Origin of the sequence: uncultured Proteiniphilum sp. (assembly GCF_937873925.1) — a bacterium.
Taxonomy (GTDB): Bacteria; Bacteroidota; Bacteroidia; order Bacteroidales; family Dysgonomonadaceae; genus Proteiniphilum.
This window is the reverse complement of record NZ_CALNAT010000166.1, coordinates 1-19,346: the sequence shown is the minus strand read 5'-3', so window position 1 is coordinate 19,346 and position 19,346 is coordinate 1. Positions and strand designations below refer to the sequence as shown.

At 46.9% G+C, this 19,346-nt stretch carries 16 protein-coding genes; 11 read left to right on the top strand and 5 right to left on the bottom strand.

Annotation, left to right across the window (positions count from 1 at the left end; translation table 11 throughout):
• Nucleotides 1–215 precede the first annotated feature (215 nt).
• From Q0502_RS11315 to Q0502_RS11295, 5 genes are all read right to left on the bottom strand, one after another.
• Nucleotides 216–2,684, bottom strand: coding sequence for a bifunctional UDP-N-acetylmuramoyl-tripeptide:D-alanyl-D-alanine ligase/alanine racemase (locus tag Q0502_RS11315; RefSeq protein ID WP_298650791.1), 2,469 nt, complete (start codon nucleotides 2,682–2,684; stop codon nucleotides 216–218).
• Nucleotides 2,685–2,753: 69 nt separating this feature from the next.
• The gene (locus tag Q0502_RS11310; protein WP_298650789.1) at nucleotides 2,754–3,755 is read right to left on the bottom strand and encodes a GSCFA domain-containing protein; all 1,002 of its coding nucleotides are present in this window, start codon (nucleotides 3,753–3,755) and stop codon (nucleotides 2,754–2,756) included.
• A gap of 338 nt (nucleotides 3,756–4,093) precedes the next feature.
• Nucleotides 4,094–5,287 carry a class I SAM-dependent rRNA methyltransferase gene (locus Q0502_RS11305; RefSeq protein ID WP_298650787.1) on the bottom strand — a complete coding sequence of 398 codons (1,194 nt, stop codon included), beginning with the start codon at nucleotides 5,285–5,287 and terminating at the stop codon, nucleotides 4,094–4,096.
• Complete coding sequence (locus tag Q0502_RS11300) at nucleotides 5,284–5,811, bottom strand: 3'-5' exonuclease (RefSeq protein ID WP_298650793.1); 528 nt, start codon at nucleotides 5,809–5,811, stop codon at nucleotides 5,284–5,286. Before Q0502_RS11300 ends, Q0502_RS11305 begins: the two co-directional genes overlap by 4 nt.
• Nucleotides 5,812–5,849: 38 nt before the next feature.
• The gene (locus Q0502_RS11295; RefSeq protein ID WP_298650785.1) at nucleotides 5,850–6,491 is read right to left on the bottom strand and encodes a DUF5063 domain-containing protein; all 642 of its coding nucleotides are present in this window, start codon (nucleotides 6,489–6,491) and stop codon (nucleotides 5,850–5,852) included.
• Nucleotides 6,492–6,671: 180 nt separating this feature from the next.
• Between Q0502_RS11295 and rimP the strand changes: the two genes are divergently transcribed.
• The 11 genes from rimP to Q0502_RS11240 form a co-directional block, all read left to right on the top strand.
• Nucleotides 6,672–7,139: a ribosome assembly cofactor RimP gene (gene rimP / locus Q0502_RS11290; protein ID WP_298650784.1), complete on the top strand. Its 468-nt coding sequence runs from the start codon at nucleotides 6,672–6,674 to the stop codon at nucleotides 7,137–7,139.
• Nucleotides 7,140–7,142: 3 nt separating this feature from the next.
• Nucleotides 7,143–8,540, top strand: a complete 1,398-nt coding sequence (gene nusA / locus Q0502_RS11285; RefSeq protein ID WP_298650782.1) for a transcription termination factor NusA — start codon at nucleotides 7,143–7,145, stop codon at nucleotides 8,538–8,540.
• A gap of 114 nt (nucleotides 8,541–8,654) precedes the next feature.
• Nucleotides 8,655–11,774, top strand: a complete 3,120-nt coding sequence (gene infB / locus Q0502_RS11280) for a translation initiation factor IF-2 (protein ID WP_298650780.1) — start codon at nucleotides 8,655–8,657, stop codon at nucleotides 11,772–11,774.
• A 211-nt stretch (nucleotides 11,775–11,985) separates the two neighbouring features.
• A complete protein-coding gene (locus Q0502_RS11275) occupies nucleotides 11,986–12,510 on the top strand; it encodes an OmpH family outer membrane protein (RefSeq protein ID WP_298650779.1) in 525 nt (174 codons plus the stop codon).
• 16 nt (nucleotides 12,511–12,526) lie between these two features.
• A complete protein-coding gene (gene murI / locus Q0502_RS11270) occupies nucleotides 12,527–13,387 on the top strand; it encodes a glutamate racemase (RefSeq protein WP_298650777.1) in 861 nt (286 codons plus the stop codon).
• The gene (locus tag Q0502_RS11265; protein WP_298650776.1) at nucleotides 13,384–14,004 is read left to right on the top strand and encodes a CvpA family protein; all 621 of its coding nucleotides are present in this window, start codon (nucleotides 13,384–13,386) and stop codon (nucleotides 14,002–14,004) included. Before murI ends, Q0502_RS11265 begins: the two co-directional genes overlap by 4 nt.
• Nucleotides 14,001–14,681 (top strand): phosphatidylserine decarboxylase family protein, encoded by a 681-nt coding sequence (locus Q0502_RS11260; RefSeq protein WP_298650774.1) that lies wholly within the window; start codon nucleotides 14,001–14,003, stop codon nucleotides 14,679–14,681. The genes Q0502_RS11265 and Q0502_RS11260 overlap by 4 nt, the downstream gene beginning before the upstream one ends.
• Nucleotides 14,682–14,687: 6 nt before the next feature.
• Nucleotides 14,688–15,401, top strand: a complete 714-nt coding sequence (gene pssA, locus Q0502_RS11255; RefSeq protein WP_298650773.1) for a CDP-diacylglycerol--serine O-phosphatidyltransferase — start codon at nucleotides 14,688–14,690, stop codon at nucleotides 15,399–15,401.
• A 369-nt stretch (nucleotides 15,402–15,770) separates the two neighbouring features.
• A complete protein-coding gene (locus tag Q0502_RS11250; protein ID WP_298650771.1) occupies nucleotides 15,771–17,033 on the top strand; it encodes a pyridoxal phosphate-dependent aminotransferase family protein in 1,263 nt (420 codons plus the stop codon).
• Between the two features lie 9 nt (nucleotides 17,034–17,042).
• Nucleotides 17,043–18,371 carry a pyridoxal-phosphate dependent enzyme gene (locus tag Q0502_RS11245; RefSeq protein WP_298650769.1) on the top strand — a complete coding sequence of 443 codons (1,329 nt, stop codon included), beginning with the start codon at nucleotides 17,043–17,045 and terminating at the stop codon, nucleotides 18,369–18,371.
• Nucleotides 18,372–18,660: 289 nt separating this feature from the next.
• Nucleotides 18,661–19,346: SDR family NAD(P)-dependent oxidoreductase (locus tag Q0502_RS11240; RefSeq protein ID WP_298650768.1), on the top strand; the 686-nt coding region annotated here is incomplete at its 3' end.

The following is a 19,346-nucleotide window of genomic DNA, read 5'->3' as shown; positions in this document are numbered from 1 at the left end:
ACTGGAAGGGTGATACCCAACAGCCATATGCAGAAAACGACTGGAACCGTGTTGCTATCTTCTTCGTTGACTAGGATAAGGTTATAGCAAATACTGAATAAAAAAATATCCCGGCATTACCGGGATATTTTTTTATGTACTAACCACAGAATAATATTACAAGGTTCTGGGGGGATGAATTCCGGAAGCCGCCTGCGGTTCCGATAAGGTTCAGACTATTCTTTGATATAGATACGTTTTACCCGGGAAGAGACGGAGGTCAGTATCTCATAAGGAATGGTGCCGATACTTTCCGCAAGTTCAATCACGGACAGATTTTCTCCAAACAGGATGACCGTATCGCCCTCCTCTGCGTGAATGCCGGTCACATCTACCATGCAAAGATCCATACATACATTTCCTACAATGGGAGCATATTGCCCATTGATAAGCACTTTTCCTTTTCGGTTACCGAATTGCCTGTCCAGTCCGTCAGCATAACCGAACCGAATGGTCGCGATACGGGCGTCACGATCCAGTTTTTCTTTCCTCCCGTAACCAATAGTCTCGTTTGAGGAGATCTGCTTTATCTGCAGGATAGTCGTCTTCAATGTACAGACATTCTTAAGCCCCGGTAAACCGCTTGCGCTTACACCATACAATCCGATTCCCAGACGGGCCATATCCCATCGGGATTCCGGGAAACGTTCCATACCCGCGGAATTGAGAATATGCTTGTATATGGGATAATTGAATGCCTGTTCAATTTCCTTTGCCGCATTCCTGAATATATCCATCTGACGGTGGGTGAAATCATCGAAATGCCAGCTTTCGCTTGCCGACAGGTGAGAGAATATGGAATGTACTCTCAACCCTTTTTGTCTCTTAAGCAGCGCGATCATCTCCGGTATCTGTTCCGGAAGGAATCCCAATCGGTGCATACCGGTATCGATCTTCAGGTGGATGGGATAATGAGTGACCCCTCTTCGTTCTGCCTCCTTAATAAAAGACTCCAGAATACGGAAATTATACACTTCCGGTTCCAGGTCCGCCGAGAAGAGCTCTTCGAAACCGTTCACTTCAGGGTTCAACACAATCAGGGGCAGCGAGATACCCTCTTTCCTGAGCTGAATACCCTCGTCGGCAACGGCTACCGCCAGGTAATCACAACGGTGGTATTGGAGTGTTTTGGCAATTTCCACGGCACCGGCCCCATATCCGTTGGCCTTCACCATGCAAACCAGCTTTACATCGGGTTGCAGACGCGACTTGTAAAAGTTGAAATTATGTACAACCGCATCCAGATCGACCTCCAGCACTGTCTCATGGATACGTTCCTCAATAAGGGAAGTAATTTGCTCAAAATGATATTTTCGTGCTCCTTTCAGCAGGATCAGCTCATGATTGAATTTTTTCCATTCCCCAGAAGAGATAAATTGATCCGTCGTCTGATAAAACGATCTCTCCGGCATTGAAAACAGATCCTGATTGGCGGTAATCTCCTTGCCTATCCCGATAATTCTTTCCACTCCGCTCTGTTCCACCATTTCCTCCACCTTCTTATAGAGAGGTCTCGACGGCATCCCAGCCTGAAGGATATCGGAAAGGATCAACGTTTTTTTCAGATGGCGGTCTACTTTTCGTTGTTGTTGAAAATCAAGCGCAATTTTAATGGAGTTGATATCGGAATTATAGGTATCGTTGATAATGATGCAATTCTCTTTTCCTTTCCGCACATCCAACCGCATGGCCACCGGTTCGAGGATGGCCATCCTGGACGAGATCTCTTCCGGTGAAACGTGCAGATAGAGTGCAACTGCCAGACAACTGATGGCATTCTCAATGGAAGCTTCATCAGTGAAAGGAATCGTGAAGGAGCCGTCAAAATCCAGCAGAGAATAGTTAATCTCCGTACCGTCTCCTCTCTTTTTCACGGCCGAGACATATAAATGGGCATTCCTGTTTTTTCTCGACCAGGTAAAGGTTTTCTGTGAAAGCACCATCTGATCGATGCATTGGGAAACCAATCCGCTGTCTTCATCAAAAATGAACACATCGCAATTGGTGAAAAGCACCAGCTTTTCCATGATCTTCTGTTGTAAAGAAGTGAAATTTTCCTGATGTGCCTCCCCTATTTTTGTCAAGACCCCGATGGTAGGTCTGATAACAGGTTCCAGATTTTCCATCTCATCCGGCATCGATATGCCCGCTTCAAAAATACCCAGTTCCGTTTCCCCGTCGAGTTGCCAGACAGATAACGGCACGCCGATCTGGGAATTGTAACTCCTGGGGGAACGGACAATGTTATAATCCTTTTCAAGTATTTGATAGAGCCATTCTTTTACAACGGTTTTTCCGTTACTCCCCGTAATTCCGATCACCGGTATGTTGAACTGCCTTCTATGATAAGCTGCGATCTTCTGCAATGCCGACAAGGTGTTTTTCACTTTCAGGAAATCGGCATCGGCAAACTTTTTCCATTCCGGCAAGAACTTAGATACCACAAAATTACGCACACCTTTCTCATACAACTCCCCTACAAATACATGTGCGTCATTATTTTTAGTCTCGAGAGCGAAGAAAAGCGTCTCGGACGGAAGTGTCAACTTACGGCTGTCGGTGAGCAGGATAGTAATTTTACCGGGTTGCTGCTTACTGACCAGGACACCTAATATGGACGCTATCTGTTGAATATTATATTGCATACGACTATTTACCGATTTGTAGATTTACTGATTTATTGATTTGGCTCATGGGCATACGGGCGTATTGTCTCATTCATTGACACCTTCCGCTCTTCCACCGAACCACCTATGCTTCTCTTCATCCCATGAAATCTCAGGATACTTTTGGGTAAAACGGGCCAATTTTCTCAACGTATCCTCTATGAATGCTCCATGAGCTTCCGTTCCGGGATGGAGCGGATGATGATCTATCGCTTTCCTGATCTGCTCCCATTCTTCATTGATTTTCCTTGTCCCGGCCGAAAAAAATGTATTACCGAAAAGTTGCCAGATGTAATCTACCGCGACAGGGGAAGGGTGGATCATATCTTCGCCGTAGAACCTGTAATCGCGCAATTCGTCGATCATTACCTCATAGGCAGGGAAATAGCGCACATTCTCTTCGAAAAGATGCTGCAGATTGTCTATCGCCAGATGGAGTATGGATTTACTGACCTGATTGTCATGCGCCCCCTCTTTCCAGTGGCGGACGGGACTGACCGTAAACAGCAGTTTAATGTTCGGATGAATGGTCGTGAGCGTGGTGATCAGCTTCCCCCACTCCTCCGTAATCTCATCTACCGACAAACGGACCCGGTGGAACAGGCGGGCGGGAAACTTGTGGCAATTTCCCGTAATTTCACCGTTTTCCCTCCATTTATATGCATAAGCAGAGCCAAAGGTAATGAGGAAAAGATCCGTTTCCCTGATACTCCCGGCAGCTCTTTCAAAACGTTCCGAAATATTATGCAGACAGGTATCTTTGTCGGGAGCCGAAAAATGTCCATGGTGCATAAAACTGTGATATAGTCCGTTGTGGAATACAAGATCAGCTTCTGAAAAGGGAACTGCGGACAATAGCCTCCTGAGGGCAGCGGCAACGGAAAGGGGATTGTACAGAATACCGAACGGATTCATATCCACCTGAAACTTATATTGCAGAAGTTTCCCGCCTATATTCTCAGCAAAGCAGGAACCGAAAAGCATCAGCCGGGTAGAGTGATCGATCCGTATATCCGATGCCGGTATCTCTATAGTTGTCCTGAAATTCATCTTACACAATTTTCATTACAAAAATAACAATAATGGCGCCATTTCGCTCATTCAACCGGTTTATAATTTGTGAAATCGCAGAAGGAATGAAGGTGGGAAGGTCTATAAAAAAGGAAAGGTTGTCTCACGACAACCAATCTTCATTGTTAACCTTAAATCTAATACCATGAAAAACACGTTGCAAATATAGACGTTTTTGTGTTATAAAACATACTTTCCATGGGAAAAAATCAGACATTTTATATAGTTTAACCAAAAAAAGAGGCTTTAAACAGATTTAAACGCCTTTTCCAGGGCTATTCTATCAAAAACACCCATCTTTCCGGATTTTTTTTCTTTTATTCTATCTGAAGCACCAATCCTTTCAGGTATTCTCCTTCGGGATGGTAGATATTGATGGGGTGGTCGGCAGGCTGCGTAAGCTGATGCAAAATGCGTACTTTCCGTCCCGAGATGGCCGCAGCGCTGAAAACCGCAAGCCGGAACTGCTCACCGGAGATCACCTGTGAGCAGGAGAATGTGAACAGGAAACCACCCGGCGCAATCTTCTCCAGTGCAAGAAGATTCAATTTTTTGTAGCCCTGCAGCGCATTATTGATGGCTCCCCGGTGTTTCGCAAAAGCAGGCGGATCCAAAATAATGAGATCCTTTTCGCCGCGGGAAAGCTGTTTCAGGAACTTAAAGGCATCTTCCGGAGAGGAATGGTGGCGGGAATCGTCACCGAAATTGAGAGTTACATTCTGATCGGTAATGGAAACCGCCTTCGAAGAACTGTCCACCGACTCTACGGTGGTGGCCCCGCCCCGCAAGGCATATACGGAAAAGCCCCCGGTATAACAGAACATATTCAGCACATGGCGGTTTCTGGCGTAATGTTCCAGCAGCGCGCGGTTTTCCCGCTGATCGACGAAAAATCCGGTCTTTTGTCCCTTCAACCAGTCGATACGAAACCTCAATCCGTTCTCTACGGCTATCTCATTGACATCACTCCCCCCTGAAAGATAACTGTCCTCCGGGAATATCCCGGCTTTATAAGGTAATGTCCCTTCCGATTTATAGAAGATATGTTTCACGGAACCGTCCGGAAGCATCTGTTTTAATGCACCCGTAACAAACCCCAGATCTCTGTGAATTCCTACGGAATGAGCTTGTATCACGGCCGTATCGCCGTATATATCGATAATCAGCCCCGGGAGGAAATCCCCCTCTCCATGCACCAGCCTGAAGATATTATTATCGGCCCTGACAAGATTTAGTTCTTTTCGCATTTTGTAGGCATTCGCCAGGCTTCTTTCGTAAAATACAGTATCTACAGGCTCATCAAGGAACGACAGGATACGTACTGTAATACTGCCGATCTGAAAATGCCCTACTCCCAGGAAAGACCCGTCGGAAGCCAGTACACGCACCGTTTCTCCTTCGGTCAGATCTTCCGGTTTACGGGCAATAGCTCCTGAGAAAACCCAGGGATGAAAACGTTGCAGGGAAGCTTCTTTCCCGGGACGCAACAGGATCTCTTTGTATGGTTTCATCTTTCTGTTCGGGTTAAATGATTGTAAATACGAAGGCAGGCCCAGGCATCGATCGCTGCGTAAGACTGTTGTGCGGAGGTAAGCGCTGCCGCTTCCCAGTTCGAAACGCGCTGGTTCTTGGATATCTTCCTGCCGAAAAGAATTGCATAGATCTTTTGCAGGCTGTTGTCCTCTATACCGAATTTATCCACGAAACCCTGCAGGTCAATAAAATTCTCCGGTTTACGTACGGAACGTTTCCTGATGGCAGCAAAATCGTCACGCAACGAAAGGCCTATTTTCTTGATCCCGGGATCACTCATGATCGCTTCCAATTCATCGGGATAACCGATCCGGTTTAAGCGGAACAGGAAACACTTGTCCTCCGTGGCGAGCTGAATGAGCGCTACCTTATTTACCTGCCCCCGTTTAAACGCGGGTTTGGTTTCCGTATCAAAACCGAGTGCGCTTTGGGAGGAAAGATACTGGCAGGCTCCGCGTACCTCCTCCGGATGATCAATGACAATGATATCACCCCCGAACATCTCTACAGGCAACTCAGCTATCTGTTCTTTTGAAATCGTCAATCCCACAGTTCTTCCTCCGATAAATCCGCCTCATCATTTTCATTTTCCATGTATGCACACTTCAACGTGTGCAGCGGGCGCAACACGTTTACCAGTTTCTGCCCCCAATAGAGACGGAAGTTTTCTTTACACTGGAACAATGCATCGTTCATCCGGTCTGTAAGGCCGAACTGATACACTGATACGAAATTCCTGATATCCTGATAGATATCTGCAATATTCTCTGAAACAAATGCAGAGACAGGTGTATCGCTGTATTTCATATCCTCTACAAAGACATCAAGATAGGTATCTTCTTCCCCCATCACCTCCGATATTCCGTTCATCACACGCGAATAATCCTCTTCACGCACAAAAGTGGCGGAAAGTTCCTCATCCGTGGCAAAGGTTTCAGGCAGTAAAAGCGCCTTCACATATAAAAGAGGGAGCATTTTCAGTATCCTGTCTATCCACTCCTCCCGCGGGAGGAGTTCGTTTTTTTCCAGGAACACACAAATCTCCACAGCAATGGTGACAAAGTCGATTACACTTTTGTCATATACGATCTTTTCGATATCCGTTCTTTCCATGATTTCAATCCGTTTAGGAGCCTGTACTTCTTCAATCCGTTCAGGGGCATGACTTTTTTCGGGAGACAAAATTACACAATATTTTCAGATAATATCACACCCGGCCGCGCTAAACAGGAATTCCGGCCAATACAAAAAAAGTTACAAACATTTTGTGAATCCGTTTGAAAATAATATCTTTGCACTCGTAAAGAAGGAGGGAAGCAGGACACACCGCTTCCTTTTTTATTCTTGCCAGATATAATTATTATGATCGAAAAGAAACTGATTATCGATTCCGTGAAGCAGTATCTGGAAGGTTCGCCCAACTATTTGACGGACGTTTCGGTGAGTGCCGATAATACAATTACCGTCGAAATCGATAACGATCATAGTGTGGATATTAACGATTGTGTAGCGTTGAGCCGGTATCTGGAGTCGAAACTCGACCGTGATGCGGAAGATTTCGAACTGACTGTTACCTCCGCCGGGCTCTCCTCCCCTTTCAAGATATTGCGTCAGTACAAAAAATATGAAGGCAAGGAGATTGAAGTGCTCAGCAAGAGCGGACAAAAAATTACCGGTGTGCTGAAATCGTCCGATGACGAAGGATTTACCGTCTCGGCCACAAAGAAGATAAAACCCGAAGGCGCCAAACGTAAAACCGAAGTGGAGGAAGAGATACGTTTCGCATTCGATGAAGTAAAACATACAAAATATCTTATACGATTTAAATAATATATGGGTAAGAAGAAAGAAACCATCAGTCTCATCGATACATTTTCCGAATTCAACGAGCTGAAGAATATCGATAAAGCAACCCTCATCAGCGTGCTTGAAGAGTCGTTCCGTAACGTTATCTCCAAAAGCAGCGGTACGGATGAAAATTATGATATTATCATCAACCCCGACAAAGGCGACCTGGAGATATGGCGCAACAGGGTGATTGTGGAGGACGATGAACTGGAGGATCCCAACCTGGAAATTACCCTGTCGGAAGCATTGAAAATAGACGAGGATTTTGAGGTAGGAGAAGAAGTGACCGACGAAGTTTCACTGGATCATTTCGGCCGTCGCACCATCCTGAATCTGAGGCAGACGCTGGCTTCCAAAATACTGGAACTGGAAAAGGACAACCTCTACAACAAGTATAAGGAGAAAGTAGGGGAGATTGTATCGGGAGAGGTCTATCAGGTATGGAAAAAGGAACTGTTGCTGCTCGATGATGAACATAATGAACTGATCCTGCCCAAGACGGAACAGATACCCAGTGATTTCTTCCGGAAGGGAGAACATGCACGCGCCGTGGTAGCACGCGTTGAAAACAAGAACAACAATCCCCGGATCATCCTTTCACGCACTTCGCCCATATTCCTTGAACGGCTGTTTGAGCAGGAGATCCCCGAGATTGCCGACGGACTGATCACCATCAAAGGGATTGCCCGCATCCCGGGCGAACGTGCCAAAGTGGCTGTGGAAGCCTACGACGACCGTATCGATCCGGTAGGGGCCTGTGTGGGAATGAAAGGATTCCGTATTCACGGCATCGTGCGTGAGTTGCGTAATGAAAATATTGACGTCATCAACTATACCAATAACACTACCCTCTATATCCAGCGGGCGCTAAGTCCGGCAAGAATCAACTCTATTACCGTGAGGGAGGAGGAGCGTCGTGCCGAGGTATTTCTCAATCCGGAGGAAGTTTCCCTCGCTATCGGAAAGGGAGGCGCCAATATCAAACTGGCCTCCATGCTTACCGGTTATAATATCGAAGTGTTCCGCGACATAGATGAGGTGGATGAGGAAGATATCTATCTCGATGAATTCCGTGATGAGATCGATGGCTGGATCATCGACCAATTGAAAAAGATCGGATGCTCCACAGCCAAGAACGTCCTCTCTATGGGGCGTGAAAAACTGATCAGAGAGGCCGATCTTGAAGAGAGCACCGTAGACGAAATACTGTCTATTTTACGTTACGAGTTCGAAGAAGAAGACGATACGGATACAAATATAGAGACAGCTGCAGATACGGATGCAGAAGGAATTACTGATGTGGAAACGGATACAGATGTAGATGTAGATACAGATGTAGACACAGAGATAAGTATGGACACGGACAGGGAAGATGAGAATTGATCTTCCTCAGGTCCTTAGCCGGTAAAACAGCTTTTCCCCGAGGTACGCGATCGGAAGACAAAATACACACACTGCTCACAACATAAAAAAGAGAGTAAAGGTTAGAAGAGATATATGCCTGTAAGACTAATAAAAGTATCAAAAAATTTGAATGTGGGGATCAACACCCTTGTTGAATTCCTGCACAAGAAAGGTATTGAAATAGAAGCAAATCCCAACGCTAAAATTGAGGATGAACAGTATGATATACTGATTGCCGAATTCGGTAAAGACAAAAACATACGCAAAGAGGCGACCATCACCCGCGAAAAATTACATCGCCGTGACGAAAAACGGGAAACCATCGCCATAGAAGGGTATGAACTGCCGGAAGAGCAATTCCCCCGGAAAAAGGCGGAAAAAGAGACCATCGAAACAGAGATACCGAGTGAGATGAGGCCTCATTTCAATGTAGTGGGCAGCATTGATCTCGACAACCTTCATAAAAAGAAAAGCGAGTCAAAGAGCGAAGAGCCTGCGAAAGAAGAGAAGACAGAGACCATACAACCATCTCCGGTCGAAGAGATTGTTGCCCGGGATTTCTATGAAACTGAAGCACAACCCGAACCTGAAACAAAAAAACCGACCCCTGTGGAAGAAGTAATACCTCAGGCAGAAGAAAAAGAAAAAGTTGAAGAGAAAACAGAGGAGAAGATAAAAGAAAAAACAGAAGAAAGGGTAAAGGAAAAGACAGAAGAGAGAGTAAAGGAAAAGATAGAAGAGAGAGTCGAAGAGAAGCAGGAAGAGAAAATACATGAAGAAGAAATGGAAAGATCCGGACCAAAAGAAACGGAAATAACAGTTTCGGAAGAAGTGAAAGCGGAAGCCGAACCTGAACCGGAAAAATCCGGGGAAGAGGGGGTACGTAAGGAAGAATCCGGAACAGGAGAAAAAACGGATGGGACAAGATCCGACAAAGTATTCCGGTTACATAAGAATAAACTGGAATCCAATATTGTTGTGAAGGGATCTATCGACCTGGATTCCATTAATGACCGGACCCGGCCGCCCAGAAAATCGAGAGCCCAGCGGAAGAAAGAACGACTTGAACGCGAACAGAAAGCACTCGACACCAAAAAACTGAAAGAGGAAAAGGTAAAACAACTGAAGAAAGAGGCTATCGATGAAAAGAAAAAACAGCCAAACACTGCTGAGAGTGAGGAAGATATCAGAAAGAAAAAGAGAAAGCGTATACGCTCGGGAAAAGTAAACATCGATAAACCGGCGACTTATAGTCAGACTTCCAAGAACAACAAAAAGCTGTCGCTCAGAAAACCGCTTAAGGCCGCGGTCAGTGAAGAAGATGTTCAAAAACAGATAAAAGAGACTCTTGCGAGACTCACGGAAAAGAGAGGTAAAAAAGGGGGAGCCAAATACCGTCGTGAAAAGCGTGAAGCCAGCGCCCATAAACAACAGGAGGAACTTAAACAACAGGAAAAGGCAAGCCGCATATTGCAGTTGACGGAGTTTGTAACGGCAAACGACCTGGCCAATATGATGAATGTCCCTGTAACCAACGTAATCTCCACATGTATGAGCCTGGGGGTAATGGTGGCTATCAATCAGCGGCTCGATGCCGAGACCATCAACATTGTGGCCGAAGAATACGGCTTCAAGACCCAGTATGTGAGCGCCGATGTAATTGAGGCGATCGCCGATCAGGAGGATGATCCCGAGGATCTGATACCGCGTCCCCCTATTGTTACGGTGATGGGACACGTAGACCACGGTAAAACCTCACTGCTCGACAGCATCCGCAGCACCAACGTAATTGCCGGTGAAGCCGGGGGTATCACCCAGCATATCGGGGCCTACAACGTACAGTTATCGGACGGACGCAAGATCACTTTCCTCGATACACCGGGGCATGAAGCTTTTACCGCCATGCGTGCACGCGGCGCCAAAGTGACCGACGTAGCTATCATTATAGTGGCGGCAGACGACAATGTGATGCCGCAGACAGTGGAAGCTATCAACCACGCGGGTGCGGCAGGCGTACCCATTGTATTCGCCATCAACAAGATCGATAAACCGGGAGCCAATCCGGAAAAGATAAAAGAGAGACTGGCCGAGATGAATTACCTGGTAGAAGACTGGGGAGGAAAATACCAATCACAGGATATATCGGCAAAGAACGGCATCGGCATTCACGAACTGCTGGAGAAGGTACTGCTCGAGGCAGACCTGCTTGAACTGAAAGCCAACCCTGACCGAAGGGCTGTCGGATCCATCATAGAATCGTCGCTCGATAAAGGAAGGGGATATGTAGCCACCGTACTGGTAGAGAACGGAACGCTAAGGCAGGGCGATATCGTACTGGCAGGCTCCTACTTCGGCCGTGTAAAAGCAATGTTCAACGAACGCAATCAGCGTATAGATGAGGCAGGCCCGTCGGAACCCGCCCTGATCCTCGGTCTGAACGGAGCACCTCAGGCCGGCGACACTTTCAACGTCATGGAAACCGAACAGGAGGCGCGGTCAATTGCCAACCGCAGGGAACAGTTACAGCGCGAACAGTCGTTACGTACGCAGAAAATGCTTACACTCGACGATATCGGCCGACGCATTGCCATCGGTAACTTCCAGCAATTGAATATCATTGTAAAAGGGGATGTGGACGGATCGGTAGAAGCCCTCTCCGACTCACTCATACGGCTTTCCACAGAACAGATCCAGGTCAATGTAATACACAAAGCGGTAGGCCAGATCTCGGAATCGGATGTAACGCTCGCTGCCGCCTCCGATGCCATTATTATCGGCTTCCAGGTACGTCCTTCACTCGGCGCGCGTAAAGACGCCGAGAAAGAGGGTGTGGATATCCGCCTCTATTCCATTATTTACGATGCCATCGAAGAGGTGAAGGCTGCCATGGAAGGTATGCTTTCTCCCGATATCAAGGAAGAGATCACCGGCAACGTGGAAGTGCTGGAAGTATTCAAGATCTCGAAAGTGGGAACTGTGGCCGGATGTATGGTACGCGACGGTAAGATAAAACGGTCGAGCCGTATCCATCTTATCCGCAACGGTATCGTGGTCTTCACCGGCGAACTGGAATCATTGAAACGATTCAAAGAGGATGTCAGAGAGGTAACTTCAGGCTACGAATGCGGTATCACCATACGAAATTTTAATGATATAAAAGTGGGCGATATCGTTGAATCCTACGAGGAAACCGAAGTTAAAAAAACATTATAGAAAATCCCCATCACGGATTCCTCCCGTCATGAACGGGAAATCCCGGGGCTTTATGGTAACCAGTTGACATTGTAATTTTAATTCCTACCCTGAGAGCGGCCGCATCCGCTTATAAGAGCAGATGCGGCCACAACACACAGGATTTGGAAAAGAAATTACAATAGCAACCCGGTACCATTAACTGAATATTCACTTTATAAAATAGTTGATAATGACAAAAAAAGTTCTTTTCACGCTTACCGTACTTATTTTATTGGCCGGTGGAAATGCTTTTTCACAGGTGGTGCCACAAGTAACTGTTGCCTATGTGAATACAACCGAATTACTGGATGAATTTCCTGAAAAGGAACAGGCCACACAACAACTGCTTACATTAAGTGAGAATTACGAAAAAGAGCTTCAACTGATGCAGAACGAATACAACAAAAAGTATTCCGACTATATCACTTATCAAGCCTCTCTTTCAGAGAATATCAAGCTGCGCAGGATGCAGGAGCTTACCGAACTGGAAAACAGGATAAGGCAATTCATGGAACTGGCTCAGAAGGACATTGAAAATCAGGAAAAAGTATTATTGGAACCCCTGAAACAAAAAATAAACAATGCCATTCACGCTGTCGGAATTGAGCGCGGATATACCGTGATCTACGATCTGGCCAACCCGGGAATTGCTTTCGTATCGCCCGATGCGGTGGATGCCAATCCCTATGTAAAACTGAAACTGGGCATCCGCTAAGCGATCCTCGACAGACGTGGAGAAACAAATTGACCACAGAGGGCGGCAAGCGGGACCGATCGGCATCTTCGATTCTGGATACGGCGGGCTTACGGTACTCTCCGAAATAAGGGCGCTGATGCCGGAGAATGACTACATCTACCTGGGAGACAATGCCCGTGCTCCGTATGGCAATCGTTCCTATGAACGGGTATACCAGTTCACACTCGAAGCGGTGAAATGGTTCTTCAGGCAGGGATGCCACCTGGTGATCCTGGCATGCAACACGGCCTCCGCAAAAGCGTTACGGACTATCCAGCAGGTCAATTTACCGGAGCTTGATCCCCGGAAAAGGGTGTTGGGAGTGATCCGCCCCACCGCGGAGTCGGTGGTAACTCTTTCGGAAAGCGGCCACATAGGTATCCTGGGGACAGAGGGAACTATCCGGTCGGGATCGTATGAGTTGGAGACCGGGAAACTTGATCCTCATATAACCGTAACAGGGGAGGCCTGTCCCATGTGGGTTCCGCTTGTGGAAAACAGGGAGTATGACAAACCGGGAGCCGATTATTTTGTACAACAACATCTGGAAAGACTCTTGGAGAAAGATCCTCTTATCGATACAATTATACTTGGATGTACCCATTATCCGCTGCTCATGCACAAGATAACCCGATACCTGCCGGAGGATGTGAAAGTGATCTCCCAAGGGAAATACGTGGCTGAAAGCCTCAGGAATTATCTGCACAGGCATCCTGAAATGGAGGAGAAATGCACAAAAAAAGGAAGCATACAGTATTTTACCACCGATTCGCCGGAAAAATTCGAACAACAGGCATCTATCTTCCTGAATGAACCGATCGATGCCCGCCAAACCGATCTTGAACAAAAGCTATGAACTGGTTCGATCTGACCGTAGGCATATTACTGCTCATCGCCTTTATCAACGGATATCGTAAAGGCCTGATCATGCAGCTTGTAGGACTGGCAACCATTGTATTGGCCGCCATCTTTGGGGGAAGGCTGGCCCAAACGATCCTGCCCGAAATAAACAGGCTGATAGACCTCTCCCCGGAGGCGGCAAGGGTATTGTCTTTTATCCTTGCTTTCGTGGCCATCGCAGTCGTTCTTTCCCTGGTCGGTAAGATACTGCAACGATTTATCGATGTGGTTTTACTCAGTTTCTTCAACCGCCTGCTGGGAGCCGTGATTGCTGCCGGGACCATGATGCTCTTCCTGAGTATCATCCTTAATCTGATGCTGATGCTCGACCAGCACGAGCAGGTGATCAATAAAAAAACGAAGGAGGAATCGTTCTTCTTCGGGCGGGTGGAAGCGGTGGTTCCCGCCATTGTCCCCTATCTGGAACCACAATTCTGGGATGAATATATACCCGAAAGGTACCGGGAGGAGATCGAAAAAAAATCGGATAGCCTCTACCATGACCCGGATACGAGCACTCCTATTGATTCAACATACCAACAACGCTATTTCAAAACCCGTTTGTCCGAATGAAGCTACTGCGGATACACAAAGAAGGTAAGTCAGCATTGATAAAAATAGGCATTGTGCTTATCCTGATCAATGTGATTTTTCCGATCCTTTTGCCCGGCACGGTTTTTACCGTCATTCTGTCAATGTTGTCGCTCCTGTTATATGCCATGGCCCTCAACTTCTATAAAAAGCCCGAGCGCACCTATAAAGGCGATCTGCACGGACTGGTAAATGCACCCACGGACGGCAGGATCGTAGTCATTGAGAAAGTATTCGAAAAAGAATTCCTTCACGAAGAGCGTATACAGATATCCATCTTCATGTCGTTTTTCAACGCCCATTCAAACTGGATACCGGTTTCCGGCAAGATCACCCACTTCTCCCATATTGAGGGGAATTTTCATGCGGCATACCTGCCTAAATCGAGCCATGAAAATGAGCATACGAATATCCTGATCGAAACGCCCGATCATGGCGTAATACTTACAAAACAGATCGCCGGCGCAGTAGCGCGAAGAATTATCACCTATGTGAAAGAAGGAGATGAAGTGCATATAGGAGCCCCGCTGGGTTTCATCAAACTGGGTTCCAGAATGGATATTTTCCTGCCTCCGGACAGTGAGGTACTGGTCGATCTCGGAGAAGAAGTCCATTCCAATGTCACCTTTCTGGCAAGACTTACCAAACAGTCAACATAAGGGATTATGAGAAAACAGATACCCAATATTCTCACTTTGTCCAATCTCTTCTCAGGATGTATAGCCATTTCCATGGCTTTTCAGGGTAATTTCAAGGCGGTAGCGGTATGGGTTACGATTGCAGCCCTGTTCGATTTCCTGGACGGGATGGCCGCACGCCTGTTGAAAGCCTACTCTCCTTTGGGAAAAGAGCTGGACTCCCTGGCCGATGTGATCAGTTTCGGCGTAGCCCCTGCGTCGGCGGTTTTTATCCTGCTCCGCGATTTCTCTTTCCTCCCCGATTATCCGGAACCTCTGCATCTGTGGATTCCCTACCTGGCCTTTCTTATTCCCGTCTTTTCCGCTTACCGGCTGGCAAAATTCAATATCGACGAACGGCAGACCACCTCGTTCCGGGGGCTTAACGCTCCCGCCAACGGACTGTTTTGGATCAGCTACTGCTACGGAATGGTAGAAGTGATATCGACCAATGAATACTTTTCTTATCTCACGCTCATCCTTATCATCCTGATGTCTTTGTTAATGATCTCCGAAATACCGATGTTCTCATTTAAGATCAAAAAATTAGCCCTCAAAGGGAATGAAAGACAGATCATTCTGATTCTCCTGATGATCCTGCTCGTAGCGCTGCTGGGGATCAGCGGTGTCGCCTGGGGAATCGTGGCCTATATCCTACTTTCCATTGCAGGCCGTAGCAAAGAGAAGTCAACCGTTAAATAATTCAAAGAGATTGGTTACCATTGCATGAATCATTGTATCTTTATTCCTAAATCAAATTATCACACCATATATGGGATTCCTAATTAAATTTCTTCTGGGTTTTATTGTCGTTTACTTTCTGTTAAAGTCATTCGCGGTTTTTCTAATGGGGAAGCGGGGAAGGCAAGCTTCAAGCTACCAACGGCAACGAGCACAGCAGTCAAAACAATCTGAAAACCAACAAGATAGAATCATTGAATATCAGAAAAAAAACTTCGAATCGAGCGAAATCGAAGATGCGGATTTTGTGGAAGTAAAAGACAGGAGTAAAAGTTAGTGTAGAAACAGCTATTTTTGCAAAAAGGAAAATCATTACAATCATATTCAATCATGACAGATATTTTTGACCGGCTGAAAAGTGCCGAAGGTCCGCTTGAACAGTATCGTAAAAAAGCGGAAGGATATTTTATATTTCCCGAATTGGAAGGCGAAATAGGCCCCAGGATGAGATTTCTCGGCAAAGAGGTGATCACCTGGAGTCTGAACAACTACCTGGGATTGGCCAACCATCCCGAAGTGCGTGAAGCCGATGCGAAAGCTGCGGCCGACTGGGGTATGGCATACCCCATGGGGGCGCGCATGATGTCGGGTCAGACGAAATATCACAAGGAGTTAGAAGAAAAACTCGCCGCGTTTGAGAAAAAAGAGGCAGCCTACCTGCTCAATTACGGCTATCAGGGAATGGTATCGATCATCGATTCGTTGGTTTCGAGAAACGATGTCATTGTCTATGATTCCGAATCCCATGCCTGTATCATGGACGGTATCTTCCTGCATAAAGCCAAGGGCGGAAAAAGTTTTGTATATCCCCATAACGACATGGAGAGGTGCGGCAAGATGCTCGGTTTTGCCACCAGGAAGGCCGAAGAGACAGGAGGTGGTATCTTAGTGATCACCGAAGGGGTATTCGGTATGTCAGGCGATTTGGGAAATCTTCCCGGGATCGTTAAGCTGAGAGAAAAATACAATTTCCGCCTTATGATAGACGATGCACACGGGTTCGGCACCATGGGAGAGACCGGCGCGGGTGCAAGCGAACATTTCGGATTGATGGACGAAGTGGATATTTATTTTGGCACCTTCGCCAAATCGATGGCCGGTATCGGCGCCTTTGTCGCTTCCGAAAAAGCCATTGTCAATTCACTGAAATACAATATGCGGTCGCAGATATTTGCTAAATCGCTCCCCATGCCCATGGTTATCGGCGCATTGAAACGCCTCGAAATAGTGCAGACACAGCCGCAATACAAAGAAAACCTCTGGAAAATTGCCAAATCGCTGCAGCAAGGACTGATCGCGGAAGGATTCAATATCGGTAATACCCAATCACCGGTGACGCCCGTTTATTTTAGCGGCTCTGTCCCCGAAGGAACCAATATCGTGATCGATCTGCGGGAAAATCACAATGTTTTTTGCTCTATCGTGGTGTATCCGGTGGTGCCTAAAGGAGTTCTGATGCTCAGGCTAATCCCCACCGCCTCGCACACACAGGAGGAAGTGGATCAGACCATTGAGGTATTCAAGAAGATAAAAGTGAATCTTGAAGCGGGAAAATATATCTCCGACGAGATGAAATCGATGTCCATTGCATAAAAAAACAGGATGCTTCGCATAAAAATTCAACACAAGTACCGTTTAACCTGTACCCAGTGCGGGTATTTAACTCCCAATTTCTGGACCTGGTTCGAACAGGATCAACAATGCCCGAAATGCGGAAGTAAACATTCCGAAGTATGGTACAACAGAAGGTATCAGCGGTTACCACGGCTTATAGGCCGTACCCCCAACAGTTTCTGGCATTACTTCCCCTTTCTTCCGCTGTTACGCAGAAGGCATATTATCTCGAAAGGTGAAGGCGCCATTCCAGTAGAGCGGTGGATATTTCTGGAAGAATTTGCAAAAAAGAAATACGGACTCGATCTCAACGTACATGTGTACAGAAACGACCTGAACGGGGGGACCGGCACATTCAAGGATATTGCCGCTTCACTGGCAGCCAGTCTGTTTAACGAGATCGGTATCAACCAATACTGCATCGCTTCCACCGGAAATTCGGCTACAGCCTATGCCAAATATCTTTCTCTGGCAAAGGTGAATTGCTCCGTGTTCATGCCGGAAGATGCCATCAAAACATCGGAAGCCACTATCAGTTCGTACGGCCAACAGGTTTTCCGTGTAATGGGCGATTATGCCAAAGCCAAGGAGATTGCGGTAGGATATGCCAGGCTGCACAACATCCCGATATCGACCGGCAATATTGACCCTATCCGTATAGAAGCAAAAAAAACAATGGTGTTCGAATGGCTCCGCCAGATGGATAAGTTCCCCGATGTCTATATCCAGGCAGTCAGTGGCGGTACCGGCCCGATCGCTATCGATAAAGGTATCCGCGAGATCAAACAGGTCTATCCCGGGTTGAAAAATCCGCGTTTCCTCCTGGTACAGACAGACGGATGCGATCCCATGGTACAGGCGTGGGAAGATGCGGAAGCCGCCGGATTTCCCGAAGGTTTTGAGAAGAAATATCCCATCATTAATAATCCTCAAACGGAGGTGCCTACCCTGGCGACCGGCAACCCGGCCACCTATCCTATCGTAGCGAAATTGGTGAAAAAGTCGGGCGGCAGCTTCCTGCGGATGCATGAAAAGAAACTGGTCCCCGTGGGTAAACTGACGGCCTATGAGCAGAAAGTCATCCCGGGACCGGCTTCAGCCGTTTCGATCGCCGGATTCTTTGTCGCACTCAGGAAGAACCTGATCAAAAACGGGGAGACGGTACTGCTTAACATAGGCGAAGGGCCTAATCGTGCGCCTTATTTCCTGGAGCAGATGATCTATACTTCCCATAATGTATATAATGTGGATGAATGTGCCCCCCACTCCATTGACGACTACCGCGCACAACTATGGAACGAAGTAATGAGGGACTGAATTAATGTGCTGATTTGTCGATGTGCCAATGAGCTAATTATAAAGGTGCAAAGGCGGGAAGGTGGGAAGGTCAATTTGTTGATGTGATGATGTGCTGATTAGTGAATGTGCTAATGAGTCAATATGCCAATGTGCCAATTGATTGATTTGATGATTAGTTGAAATTAGAAATTAGAAGTGATGTAATGATTTAACGATTAGTAGATTTAATGATCTTGAATTGAAACAACGTTCGGCGGAGCCAAAATCGACATAGTCAAATCTTGAAATCCGAAATCCTATATCCCCAATGGAGAAAGTCGAAAACAGAACAATATGGATCACGGGCGCCTCGTCGGGTATAGGCGAGGCGTGCGCTTACCTCTATGCACAGAAGGGAGTCAATCTGATCCTTACGGCTACCCGAACCGACAGGTTGGCGGATGTGCAGGGAAAGTGTATCCGCCGTGGAGCGCAATGCGTGATATTGCCATACGACCTGTCCGACCTGGCACATATCGACGAGCTGACAGACAAAGCCATCGCCGCTTTCGGGAAGATCGATATCGCGTTCCTCAACGCCGGCATCAGCCAACGTTCCAAAGTTTTGGAAACAGATGATAAGGTGGATGAAAAGATCATGGCCGTGAACTTCTTTGCACCGGTAAAGATCAGTAAACGATTACTGCCCGGAATGATAGAGAACGGAGGGGGCACCATTGCTGTCACCACCAGTATCTCCGGAAAATTCGGCTTTCCTCTGCGATCGGCCTATGCCTCCTCTAAATTCGCCCTCTACGGTTTCTTCGAAACCCTTCACGCGGAATATTACGACCGGAATATCCGGGTGGTGATGGTCTGCCCCGGACGGGTAAAAACAAATATCTCCTATAACGCGCTGGAAGCGGACGGCAGAAAACACGGGCAAATGGACGATGGTCAAAACAACGGTATCCCTGCGGAGAAAGCGGCAAAGAAAATCGTGAAAGCGATCGA

What these genes read in the sequence shown, in the direction of transcription:
- Q0502_RS11310 (WP_298650789.1), bottom strand. Translation starts at nt 3,755, where the DNA reads ATGAATTTCAGGACAACTATAGAGATACCGGCATCGGATATACGGATC.
- Q0502_RS11300 (WP_298650793.1), bottom strand. Translation starts at nt 5,811, where the DNA reads ATGTTCGGGGGTGATATCATTGTCATTGATCATCCGGAGGAGGTACGC.
- Q0502_RS11245 (WP_298650769.1), top strand. Translation starts at nt 17,043, where the DNA reads ATGCTTCGCATAAAAATTCAACACAAGTACCGTTTAACCTGTACCCAG.
- Q0502_RS11315 (WP_298650791.1), bottom strand. Translation starts at nt 2,684, where the DNA reads ATGCAATATAATATTCAACAGATAGCGTCCATATTAGGTGTCCTGGTC.
- Q0502_RS11275 (WP_298650779.1), top strand. Translation starts at nt 11,986, where the DNA reads ATGACAAAAAAAGTTCTTTTCACGCTTACCGTACTTATTTTATTGGCC.
- Q0502_RS11305 (WP_298650787.1), bottom strand. Translation starts at nt 5,287, where the DNA reads ATGAAACCATACAAAGAGATCCTGTTGCGTCCCGGGAAAGAAGCTTCC.
- rimP (WP_298650784.1), top strand. Translation starts at nt 6,672, where the DNA reads ATGATCGAAAAGAAACTGATTATCGATTCCGTGAAGCAGTATCTGGAA.
- Q0502_RS11260 (WP_298650774.1), top strand. Translation starts at nt 14,001, where the DNA reads ATGAAGCTACTGCGGATACACAAAGAAGGTAAGTCAGCATTGATAAAA.
- infB (WP_298650780.1), top strand. Translation starts at nt 8,655, where the DNA reads ATGCCTGTAAGACTAATAAAAGTATCAAAAAATTTGAATGTGGGGATC.
- Q0502_RS11265 (WP_298650776.1), top strand. Translation starts at nt 13,384, where the DNA reads ATGAACTGGTTCGATCTGACCGTAGGCATATTACTGCTCATCGCCTTT.
- nusA (WP_298650782.1), top strand. Translation starts at nt 7,143, where the DNA reads ATGGGTAAGAAGAAAGAAACCATCAGTCTCATCGATACATTTTCCGAA.
- pssA (WP_298650773.1), top strand. Translation starts at nt 14,688, where the DNA reads ATGAGAAAACAGATACCCAATATTCTCACTTTGTCCAATCTCTTCTCA.
- Q0502_RS11250 (WP_298650771.1), top strand. Translation starts at nt 15,771, where the DNA reads ATGACAGATATTTTTGACCGGCTGAAAAGTGCCGAAGGTCCGCTTGAA.